10 protein-coding genes and 2 pseudogenes are annotated in these 10541 nt (G+C 71.0%); 2 read left to right on the forward strand and 10 right to left on the reverse strand.

The annotated features are described in order from the left end of the window. From ADY01_RS26710 to ADY01_RS26725, 4 genes and pseudogenes are all read right to left on the reverse strand, one after another. Positions 1–276: pseudogene (locus ADY01_RS26710) on the reverse strand (hypothetical protein); the annotation flags it as partial. Continuing rightward, positions 273–911, reverse strand: coding sequence for an aminodeoxychorismate/anthranilate synthase component II (locus tag ADY01_RS26715; protein WP_049578635.1), 639 nt, complete (start codon positions 909–911; stop codon positions 273–275). The gene ADY01_RS26715 and the pseudogene ADY01_RS26710, both read right to left, overlap by 4 nt. Beyond that, a complete protein-coding gene (locus ADY01_RS26720; RefSeq protein WP_049578637.1) occupies positions 908–1087 on the reverse strand; it encodes a hypothetical protein in 180 nt (59 codons plus the stop codon). The genes ADY01_RS26715 and ADY01_RS26720 overlap by 4 nt, the downstream gene beginning before the upstream one ends. Positions 1088–1168: 81 nt before the next feature. After that, positions 1169–1906 carry a DUF881 domain-containing protein gene (locus tag ADY01_RS26725; RefSeq protein WP_049578639.1) on the reverse strand — a complete coding sequence of 246 codons (738 nt, stop codon included), beginning with the start codon at positions 1904–1906 and terminating at the stop codon, positions 1169–1171. Between the two features lie 113 nt (positions 1907–2019). On the opposite strand from ADY01_RS26725, the gene crgA reads away from it, so the two are divergent. Then, positions 2020–2280, forward strand: coding sequence for a cell division protein CrgA (gene crgA, locus ADY01_RS26730; protein ID WP_049578640.1), 261 nt, complete (start codon positions 2020–2022; stop codon positions 2278–2280). 259 nt (positions 2281–2539) lie between these two features. Here the strand turns inward: crgA and ADY01_RS26735 are convergent, their stop codons facing one another. Both ADY01_RS26735 and ADY01_RS26740 read right to left on the reverse strand, forming a co-directional pair. Next, the gene (locus ADY01_RS26735) at positions 2540–3445 is read right to left on the reverse strand and encodes a rhomboid family intramembrane serine protease (protein ID WP_049578642.1); all 906 of its coding nucleotides are present in this window, start codon (positions 3443–3445) and stop codon (positions 2540–2542) included. A gap of 93 nt (positions 3446–3538) precedes the next feature. Then, positions 3539–4072 (reverse strand): peptidylprolyl isomerase, encoded by a 534-nt coding sequence (locus ADY01_RS26740; protein ID WP_049578644.1) that lies wholly within the window; start codon positions 4070–4072, stop codon positions 3539–3541. Between the two features lie 194 nt (positions 4073–4266). Here ADY01_RS26740 and ADY01_RS26745 point away from each other — a divergent pair, with 194 nt between their 5' ends. Beyond that, positions 4267–4749 carry a DUF5324 family protein gene (locus ADY01_RS26745; RefSeq protein WP_049578646.1) on the forward strand — a complete coding sequence of 161 codons (483 nt, stop codon included), beginning with the start codon at positions 4267–4269 and terminating at the stop codon, positions 4747–4749. 15 nt (positions 4750–4764) lie between these two features. On the opposite strand, the gene pknB is transcribed toward ADY01_RS26745, so the two are convergent. The 4 genes and pseudogenes from pknB to ADY01_RS26765 all read right to left on the reverse strand — a co-directional run. After that, positions 4765–6753, reverse strand: a complete 1989-nt coding sequence (gene pknB, locus ADY01_RS26750; RefSeq protein ID WP_049578648.1) for a Stk1 family PASTA domain-containing Ser/Thr kinase — start codon at positions 6751–6753, stop codon at positions 4765–4767. A 218-nt stretch (positions 6754–6971) separates the two neighbouring features. Further along, positions 6972–8441, reverse strand: coding sequence for a penicillin-binding transpeptidase domain-containing protein (locus ADY01_RS26755; RefSeq protein ID WP_049578649.1), 1470 nt, complete (start codon positions 8439–8441; stop codon positions 6972–6974). Beyond that, on the reverse strand, positions 8438–9838 hold the full coding sequence (locus tag ADY01_RS26760; RefSeq protein ID WP_049578651.1) for an FtsW/RodA/SpoVE family cell cycle protein: 1401 nt from the start codon (positions 9836–9838) through the stop codon (positions 8438–8440). Before ADY01_RS26760 ends, ADY01_RS26755 begins: the two co-directional genes overlap by 4 nt. A gap of 58 nt (positions 9839–9896) precedes the next feature. Then, positions 9897–10541, reverse strand: a pseudogene (locus tag ADY01_RS26765) (protein phosphatase); the annotation flags it as partial.

The following is a 10541-nucleotide window of genomic DNA, read 5'->3' on the forward strand; positions in this document are numbered from 1 at the left end:
GGCTCGGAGATGTTGATAAGAGACAGGGGTCTCGACCGGCTGGGCCCGCCCGGCCTGGGCCGCCTGCGCCGCCCTGCGGCGGAGGCCCACCGTCTCGGGGTCGTACGGCTCGGGCCGGGGTGGCGCGTAGTCGTAGTCGTAGCCGGGACCGTCGTACTGCTCGTCGTACGACTGGCCGGGAAGCGGGTCGTTCAGCGGGTCGTCGAGCGACTCGACCGCGGCCTGGTACGCCCCCGGCTCGTAGTACGGGTCGCCCTCCCGGGGCCCCGTGGTCACGCCGCGGACCCCACGACGGGGGCGAGTCCGTGGGAGCGGGCGACGGCGTCGGGGTCGCCGCACTCCGTGAGCCAGTTCGCCAGCATCCGGTGGCCGCCGCGCGTCAGCACCGACTCGGGGTGGAACTGCACGCCCTCGATCGGGAGTTCACGGTGACGCAGGCCCATGATGACGTCCCCGGCCCACGCGGTCACCTCCAACTCGGCGGGCAGCGTGGGCTCCTCGGCGGCCAGCGAGTGGTAACGGGTGACGGTCAGCGGGGAGGGCAGCCCGGCGAAGACGCCCGCGCCCGCATGGCGCACCTCGGACGTCTTGCCGTGGAGCAACTCGGGCGCGCGGCCGACGACACCGCCCCACGCCACCGCCATGGCCTGCATGCCGAGACAGACGCCGAAGACCGGCGTGCGGTTCTCGGCGCAGTGCCGGACCATGTCCACGCTCACGCCCGCCCGTTCGGGGGTGCCGGGCCCCGGGGACAGCAGCACGCCGGAGAAGCCGCCCTCGGCGACCCGCTCGGGGCGCACCGCGTCGTTCCGCAGGACCTCGCACTCGGCACCGAGTTGGTACAGGTACTGGACGAGGTTGTAGACGAAGCTGTCGTAGTTGTCGACGACCAGGACGCGGGTGGGGCTCATCCGCCGGTCTCCTCTCCCCCGTCGTCCACCGTGACGTCGTTGAACGGCAGCAGGGGCTCGGCCCACGGGAAGATGTACTGGAAGAGGAGGTAGACCACGCCCAGCATCAGCACCAGTGAGATCAGCGAGCGCACCAGCACGTTGCCCGGCAGGTGACGCCACATCCACCCGTACATGGCTTCTGCTTTCTCCCCTTCATGCGACGCCGCGTGCCCCAAGCGTACGACGCGTGGGACGAGGGCCGGAGGGGGTCGGAGTCATTCGGTGGGCTCCGCGTGGTGTAGCGCGGCGCCGCCGTCGTAGCCGGGCAGCGTCACCGAGGGATGGTCCTCCACGTCCCAGCCCAGACCGTAGGCGGCCACGTACTGCTGGTAGTTCCGGAGGGCGGGCGAGGAGTCGAGGGCCGCGCGCAGGTCCGCGCGGTCGCCGACGGCGGTGACGGTGTAGGGCGGCGAGTACAGGCGGCCCTGGAGGATGAGGGTGTTGCCGACGCAGCGGACGGCGCTGGTGGAGATCAGCCGCTGGTCCATGACCCGCACCCCCTCGGCACCGCCCGCCCACAGGGCGTTCACCACGGCCTGGAGGTCCTGCTGGTGGATGACGAGGTCGTTGGGCGACGGGTCGGGAACGCCGGGGGTGAGGGCGGTCGCGTCCGGCGGGGCGTCGGTGAGGGTGACGGTGAGCCCGGGGCCCGCGAGATCGGTGAGGCCCGCCTCCCGCTCCAGCCCGTCGAGGCGGCGCTCGCCGTCCGGGTCGGGCGGGCCGTCGCGCTCGGCCAGGGCGTTGACCTCGGCGCGGAGCTCGGCGGCGGCGGACTCCAGGGCGGCGTTCTGCCGGGTCCGCTCGCGGATCAGGTCGGACATCTGAAGCAGTGAGTCGTCGGTGCGTATGTTGTTGCCTTGCGAGACATCCGAGCTCAGCCAGAAAATAAGACCGGCGAGTGTGAAGACGCCGAGGGAGCACAGTCGCGCCGGTGGCAGACGGAAGCTGTTCACCGTACCCCTGGTCTCCTTTCCGGGCCGAGGAAGCACTACGCTAACGGACGATCCCCACAGCTACGCGCGGTCCAGCGCGGATACGGGCAGCGCGATCGACAGGAGAGCCACTCGTGCCGAAGTCCAGGATCCGGAAGAAGAAGGACGACTACACCCCGCCTGAGCAGCGGACGACGACGAAGATCGACATGGGCTCGGGGCGCCGCTGGGTGGCGCCGCTGATGCTCGCGATGTTCGTCATCGGGCTGGCCTGGATCGTGGTGTACTACGTCACCCAGGCCGATCTGCCGGTGGAGTCCCTCGGCAACTGGAACATCGTGGTCGGCTTCGGGTTCATCGCGGTGGGGTTCGTGGTGTCCACCCAGTGGAAGTGAGCCCTCCCGCCGAGGGCCGTTCGCGCGTTATCCACAGCTCGCCCGAACATCACAAGATCTGTGGATAACTGAGCGAACACGGGAACGCCCGTCCGAGCCGCGAACGCCCTCGTACCCCTGCTCGCCTGCGGAAACGCCGGTCGGTGCAGGTCAGGGACGCGTCATCCACAACCGGCACAAGATCCGGCACGGGCTGTGGATAACTCGGCCGACTGGGCCGGACGAGTCGGCCGGGCCGGTCGGCGGACGCGGCCCACGGTCAGCCGAGGAGCTGCGCGGTCCTGATGGCGCAGGCCACGGCCATGACCACCAGCAGCGCCACGGTGGTGCCCGTCTGGACGACGCTCCTGCGCGGGCGCGGGGCGTTCACCATGGCGTAGGAGACGACCGCGCCCGCGACCAGCCCGCCGATGTGGGCCTGCCACGCGATGTTCGCCCAGGTGAACGTGATCACCAGGTTGATGCCGAGGAGGATCGCGATGGGCCGCATGTCGTACCGCAGGCGGCGGGCCAGCACGGCGGTGGCGCCGAAGAGGCCGAAGATCGCCCCGGAGGCGCCGAGCGAGAGCTGGTTCTGCGCGGCGAGCAGGTAGGACAGCGTGGACCCGGCGAGGGCCGAGACCAGGTAGAGCGTGAGATAGCGGGCCCGGCCGAGCGCCGCCTCCAGGGGCGGCCCGAGGAACCAGAGCCCCAGCATGTTGAAGCCGAGGTGCCAGACCTGCTCGTGGAGGAACGCGGCGGTCAGCATCCGGTACCACTGGCCGTCCGCGACGCCGATCTGCTCGAACGTCTCGCCGTCCAGGGCGTACCCGAGCATGCCGTAGTCGGTGACGATGTCCTGGTGGTCGGCCACGACGTCGAACGCGACCGCCAGGTACATGCCGAGGAAGACCGCGACATTGAGCGCGATGAGGACCGCGGTGACCAGGCGCGGGTCGCGGGCGACCACGCCGCCCGCCACCGTCCGGGGCCTGGCGTCCCTGGCCGCGGCGACGCCGCCCTGGACGCAGTCGGGGCACTGGTAGCCCACGGGGGCGGAGATCATGCAGGAGGGGCAGATCGGCCGTTCACAGCGGGAGCAACGGATGCCGGTCTCCCGGTCGGGATGCCGGTAGCAGTGGGCCAGGCCCGACTGCGGCTGCGGCGGTCCCTGCTGCTCGGTCATGGCGTCCCTTCTCCGCGCACCCCAGGCGTGGGGCCGGATCCGGCCCCCTGATCCTACGGACAGGGGGCCGGAATCGTTCCCGAAAGGGTCGCCTCAGCCCTGGCGGGTGTCAATGGTGATCGACTCGATCACCACATCCTCCACGGGGCGGTCGGTGCGGCCGTCGGTCGCGGCGTTCGCGATCGCGTCCACGGTCTGCTGTCCGGCGGGGTTCGCGACCTCGCCGAAGATGGTGTGCTTGCCCGTGAGCCACGTCGTCGGCGCGACGGTGATGAAGAACTGCGAGCCGTTGGTGCCGGGCCCGGCGTTCGCCATGGCCAGCAGGTAGGGCCGGGTGAAGGCGAGGTCGGGGTGGATCTCGTCCCCGAACTTGTACCCCGGGCCGCCGGTGCCGTTCCCCAGGGGGTCCCCGCCCTGGATCATGAAGCCGCTGATCACCCGGTGGAAGACGGTGCCGTCGTACAGCTTCTCGGAGGACGTCTCGCCCGTGGCGGGGTGGGTCCACTCGCGGGAGCCCTCCGCGAGCTCGACAAAGTTCTTGACCGTCTTCGGCGCGTGGTTCGGGAAGAGCCGGACCTCGATGTCGCCTCGGTTGGTCTTCAGGGTGGCATAGAGCTGCTCGGCCACGATGTACCTTCCGTCTACGTCAGTGACGGTTCCCGATCCTGCCACGGGTAGGCCGGGCGACGTGCCCCCGGATGGCCCTTTCCCGGGCCTACCCCCTCCGCAACCGGCATGATTTGCGCATGATTCGCCCGCGATTGGACAACCGAGGAGTGCAGCGGATCAACGCCGCCACCGGAACACAAGGAGGGAACCCAGTGAGCCACAACGGGAAGTCGGGCGTGCGGCATGCCGCGGACATGGTCACGCCGTACGCGACGAGTGCCAAGGACAACGCCGTGCAGTACGCGCACCAGGCCGGGGCCTACCTGGGGCCACGTGCTCGCCGGGCGGCCACCAAGGCCAAGCTCGGATACGACACCCAGCTCGTTCCGCGCATGGAGCGCGCCGTGGCCGCCGCGGGACCGGCCAGGAACCAGGCGGCTGCCCGTTCGCAGGCGGCGATGGCCGCGCTGCGCGGTGACATCTCGGCCGGTGAGATCCGCGGGGCGATGCAGCGCAAGGCCCGCCGCCAGCGGGCCGGCCGGATGGTCAGGCGGCTCGGGATGCTCGGACTCGCCGCGGGCGGTGCCTACGCCGCCTGGAGGTGGTGGAGCGGCCAGGGCGACCCCGACTGGACGATGGAGCCCTCTCCCGCCACCGAGGTGAATCCGGAGGCGGGAGAGGGCTCCAACGGCTGAGCTCCTGCCGCGGGGCTAGTCGCCGAACGCGTCCCCGAAGGGGCCGCCGTCGCCTCCCCCGCCGTTCTCACCGCCGCCGGGGTCGCCCGGACCGCCGGGCTCCTCGGTGGTGAGGGTCACGGTCGAGCCCGGCTCGACCGGGGTGCCCTGCGGCGGGGTGGAGCCGGTGACCACCGCGGTCGGGGTGTCCGGGCCCTGGACCGCGACGGTCAGGCCCAGGCCCTGGAGCTGCGCCCGCACGTCCGCCAGGGGCCTGCCGACCATGTCGCCCGGGAGCGGGACCGGCGGCTGCTGCGTCTCGGACTGGATCGCGACGGTCAGCGTGATCGTGGCCTGGGGCGCCGCCGTGCCGCCGGCGCGCGGGTCCTGGCTGATGACCTCGCCCACCGGGCGCGAGTCGTCCACCTGGTTCTGCGTGACGACGACGAACCCGGCCCCCTCCAGCTCCGCCCTCGCCTGGTCGACGTGGTCGCCGACGACGTCGGGAACCTCGACGCCCTCGGGCTCCACGGCCACCGTCAGCGTGATCTCCGAGTCGGGCTCGGCCTCCTCGCCGGCCTCGGGACTCTGCTCCAGGACCGTCTCGGGCTCCTCGTCCGAGGTCTCCTCCTCTTCGCGGACGACCGTGAAGCCCGCCTCCTCCAGCGTCGTCTCGGCCTCGTCGAAGGGGTCGCCCACCACGTCGGGAACCTCGACGGGCGCCGGGCCCTCGGACATGACGATCGTCACCTCGGTGCCGCGGGGGTGCTGCTCGTCCGCGGCCGGGGTCGTCTCGCAGACGGTCTCGGCCTCCTCGTCGCACGGCCGCGTCTCGCCCTCCACGGGCTCGAAGCCGGCGTTCTCCAGGGAGCGTGACGCCTGCTCCAGGGATTCGCCCACCACGTCGGGGACGATCGGGTCGTCGCTGGGCGGGTCGCTGGCGAACAGCGCCCGGCCGATGAAGATCGCGCCGACCAGCACGAGGATGCCGGCGAGCACCAGCAGGATGGTCGAGGTGTTCCGGTTGCGCTGGCGGCGGTCGGCCCGGCCGCCGTAGTCGTCGTAGCCGTCCGGGTCGGAGGCGGGCGGCATCATCGTCGTCTGCGGGTCGGTGGCGCGCAGCGCGGTGGTGGGCCTGTCGTCGTACCCGTAGGGCATCGCGCCCATCCCGGCGGCGGCCACCGGGCGGCCGTCGAGGGTGGCCTCGATGTCCGCGCGCATCTCGTCCGCGGACTGGTACCGGTAATCGGGGTCCTTCACCAGCGCCTTGAGCACGATGGCATCGGTGTCCGGGGTGATCTCCGGGTCGAAGACGCTCGGCGACGGCGGCTCCTCGCGGACGTGCTGGTACGCCACGGCCACCGGCGAGTCGCCGATGAACGGGGGCCGCACGGTCAGCAGTTCGAAGAGCAGGCAGCCGGTGGAGTACAGGTCGGAGCGGGCGTCGACCGTCTCACCCTTGGCCTGCTCGGGGGAGAGGTACTGCGCGGTGCCGATCACGGCCGCGGTCTGCGTCATGGTCATGCCGGAGTCGCCCATGGCGCGGGCGATGCCGAAGTCCATCACCTTCACCTGGCCGGTGCGGGTGAGCATGACGTTGGCCGGCTTGATGTCGCGGTGGACGATCCCGTTGCGGTGGGAGTACTCCAGGGCCTGGAGGATCCCGATGCACATCTCCAGGGCGCGCTCCGGCAGGAGCTTGCGGCCCGAGTGCAGCAGCTCGCGCAGGGTCGAGCCGTCGACGTACTCCATCACGATGTACGGGATGGAGATGCCGTCGACGTAGTCCTCGCCGGTGTCGTACACGGCGACGATCGCGGGGTGGTTCAGCGAGGCCGCGGACTGCGCCTCGCGGCGGAAACGGGCCTGGAACGTGGGGTCGCGGGCCAGGTCGGCACGGAGCGTCTTGACGGCGACGGTGCGGCCGAGGCGCGTGTCGTGCGCGAGGTAGACCTCCGCCATTCCCCCGCGGCCCAGCACCTGCCCCAGCTCGTACCGCCCGCCGAGGCGACGCGGCTCATCCATCTATCCAGCCCTCTCCTTCGGTCCCGGGCCGCACCCCCTGGCCGGCCCGTGGGCTAAGGGTCCAAGCCCTGGCTTACGGTACCTGGCGGCGCTCGGACCACCGGACGGCGGTGGTCGGCCGATATCCAACCGGTACCCTCGCGTCCCGCGAACCGGTCGTGCGGCACCGGTCGTGTGTATGACGTGTGAGGACGGGCGCGCGGTTGCTCCTCCGCCGTTTACCCCTCGTTCTCCCCGGCGAGAACGGCCTCCATCACATCCACGGCGATCGGGGCGGCCAGGCCGCTGCCGGAGACGTCGTCGCGGGCGACGCCCGCGTCCTCGACCACCACGGCGACCGCGACGGGGGAGCCCTCCTCGGTGATGGCGTAGGAGATGAACCAGGCGTAGGGGGTCTCCGAGTTGTTCTCGCCGTGCTGCGCGGTGCCGGTCTTGCCGCCGATCCGCACGTCCCCGAGCGCGCTGGTGTCGATGCTGCTCTCGTCGACCATGGTCTCCATGGCGGACTGGAGCAGCTGCGCGTTGTCCGAGGAGAGGGGCTGGCTCCGCTCCTCCGGGTCGTGCTGCTCGATCACGTTCAGATTCGGGGCGATGAGCTGGTCGACCATGTACGGCTCCATGAGGGTGCCGTTGTTCGCGACGGCCGAGGCGACCATCGCCATCTGGAGCGGGGTGGCCCGGTTGGACGCCTGGCCGATGCCGGCCTGCGCGTTCTGCGGGCGGTTGTCCGGCGGGTAGCTGCTGGCGTCCGCCCGGACCGGGGTGAAGTGCTCGTCGTTGAAGCCGAACTCCTCGGCCATCTCGATCATGTCCTCGTTGCCCACCTCGTCGCTGAGCTTGGCGAAGACGGTGTTGCACGAGTAACGGATGGCCTCGCGGACGGTGGCGTCCACGCACTCGCCGGTGTCGACCTGGTTCCCCAGCTCGACGTCGTCGGTCTCGGGCAGGTAGTAGGGCTCCGGGGTCTCGGTCTCGGTGTCCACGTCGTCCACCAGCCCGTTCTCCAGAGCGGCGGCGGCGGTGACGACCTTGAACGTGGAACCGGGCGGGTAGGTCTCGCGCAGCGCCCGGTTCAGCATGGGCTTGTCCTCGTCGTCATTCAGCGCCTCCCACGCCTCCTGGTCCTCGGCGCCGTACCCGGCGAAGGTGGAGGGGTCGTAGGAGGGGGTGGAGGCCAGCGCCAGGATCTCGCCGGTCTCCGGGTTGATCGCGGCCACCGCGCCCTTGGCGTCCCCGAGGCCCTCGAACGCGGCGCGCTGCGCCTCCCCGTTGAGGGTGGTCACCACGTTCCCGCCGCGCTGGTCCTCGCCGGTGAACATGTCGATCGTGTTGTTGAAGAAGAGCCGGTCGTCGTCGCCGGTGAGGATCGAGTCGTTGACGCCTTCGAGGAAGCTGGTGCCGAACGCCTGCGAGGAGCGCCCGGTGACCGGGGCCCACATCTCGGGGTCGGTCCAGGTGCGCTCGTACCGGTAGTCGGGGTCGTCCGTCTCCTGGGAGCCGGTGATGGGCTGGCCGTCCACGATGATGTCGCCGCGGGGGTGCGCGTACCGCTCGATGTTGACCCGGCGGTTGTGCTGGTCCTCCTGGAGGTCGTCGGCCTGGACGAACTGCACCCAGTTCACCCGGAGGAGCAGGGCCAGGACGAGCAGGCCGCAGAAGACCGCCACCCGGCGCATGGGCTTGTTCATACCTTGACCACCTGAGTCATCTCTGCGTCGGGGGACGGCGCCGGCGCGGGCGCGGGCCTGCGGGCAGTGTCGCTGATGCGGAGTAGGAGGGCGATAAGCGCCCAGTTGGCGATGACGGAGGAGCCGCCCTGCGCGAGGAACGGCATCGTCATGCCGGTCAGCGGGATCAGGCCCGTGACGCCGCCGGCGACGACGAAGACCTGGATGGCGAAGATCCCGGAGAGGCCGACGGCCAGCAGCTTGCCGAACGGGTCGCGGGCCGCGAGCGCAGTGCGCATGCCGCGCTCGATGAGGAGGGCGTAGAGCAGGATGACGGCCATCAGGCCCGCCAGGCCCAGCTCCTCGCCGACCGTGGCCAGGATGTAGTCGCTCTTGGCGCCGATGCCGCCGATGAGCCGCGAGTACCCCTGGCCGAGGCCCGAGCCGAAGAGGCCGCCGGCGCCGAACGAGTACATGACGTTCGCGGTCTCGGTGACGCCGCCGTTGGGGGCGAGGTCCAGCGGGTTCAGCCAGTTGTGCACGCGGTCGCCGACGTGGGCGTTGGTGCTCGCCACGAGGACGGCGCCGGTGGCGGAGAGCAGCAGGCCGAAGATGATCCAGCTGGTGCGCTCGGTGGCCACGTAGAGCATGACCACGAAGATCCCGAAGAACAGGAGCGAGGTGCCGAGGTCGGTCTCGAAGATCAGGATCATCAGGCTGATCGCCCAGATGACCAGGATCGGGCCGAGGTCGCGGCCGCGCGGCAGGTAGATGCCCATGAAGCGGCGGCTGGCCAGCGCCAGGGCGTCGCGCTTGACCATCAGGTACCCGGCGAAGAAGACCGCGATGATGATCTTGGCGAACTCGGCGGGCTGGAGGGAGCCGATGCCGGGGATCTGGACCCAGATGCGGGCGCCGTTGACCTCCTTGCCGACGAAGATCGGGGCGGCCAGCAGGATCAGCGCGACCACCATGGAGATGTAGGTGTACCGCTGGAGGATCCGGTGGTCCTTCAGGAAGATCAGCACGCCGAGGAAGAGCGCGACGCCCACGGTGGACCAGATCAGCTGGTCGGCCGCCATCGCGCCGCCGAGTCCCGGCGTGGTGATCTGCGGCTCCTGGTCGAGGCGCCAGATGAGCACGAGGCCGAGGCCGTTGAGCAGGGTGGCGATCGGCAGCATCAGCGGGTCGGCGTACGGGGCCCAGCGGCGCACGACGAGGTGGGCGGCGCCCGCCATCAGGCCGAGGCCGAGGCCGTAGCCCAGCATGCCGGCCGGCAGCGACTCGTCCTTGGCGAGGCCGACGTTGGCGTAGGCCAGGATCGGGATGACCACGGCGAACACGAGCATCGCCAGCTCGGTGTTCCGGCGGCTCGGGAGGCCGCCGGTGGAGACGGTGGTGTTGCTGGTGCTGCTCATACCTTGGTCTCTGCTGGGGTCGCTGCCGGCGGGGCCGCCGCCCGTCGCCGGAGAGCCGTCAGGTCGCGCACTGCTGGGCGAGCTCCTGCTGGCGTTCGGTCATGGGCGGAACGTCGGGATTGGTGCCGGAGTCGTTCTCCCCCTCGTCCGGGGGCGTGGTCTCGTCCTGGCCCGGCAGGTTCTCCGGGTTGTTCAGGCGGGGGTCCTCGGGGTCGACGGACGGGTCCTCGGTGGGGTCGTTCTGCTGGTCCTGCTCGTTCGGGTCGGGCTTCTCCCGCTGGTGGGAGAGCAGCTCGCACGCCCTGGCCTGCTCGGCGAGGCCGGTCAGGCGGGTCTCCGCCTCGTCGAGGCTGTTGGCGGAGATCGCGTTCTCCACCTGGCTCCGCTGGTAGGCGGGGAGGTGTTCGAGCTGGATCTCGGGATGGTCGCGCTCGACGCTGCTCAGGCTGAGCGGCCCGAGGTCCTGGCTGAGGCCGCGGTAGAGCGCGACGTGGTCGCCGTTGGCCGCGATGTAGTACTGCCCCTGCGTCCAGCGGTACCCCGTGTAGAGGCCGCCGCCGACGACGACGAGGACGAGCACGATCAGGGCCGTCCGCTTCAGCGCCCGGTGGCGCGGCGGGGGCTTGGGCACGTACTCGTCGTCGGTGAACGAGCCGAAGACGCCGGTGGGCGGGCCCGCGACGCCGGGGGCGGGGCCCTGCGG

The organism is Streptomyces sp. SBT349, assembly GCF_001083795.1.
In the GTDB taxonomy this organism is placed as follows: domain Bacteria; phylum Actinomycetota; class Actinomycetes; order Streptomycetales; family Streptomycetaceae; genus Streptomyces.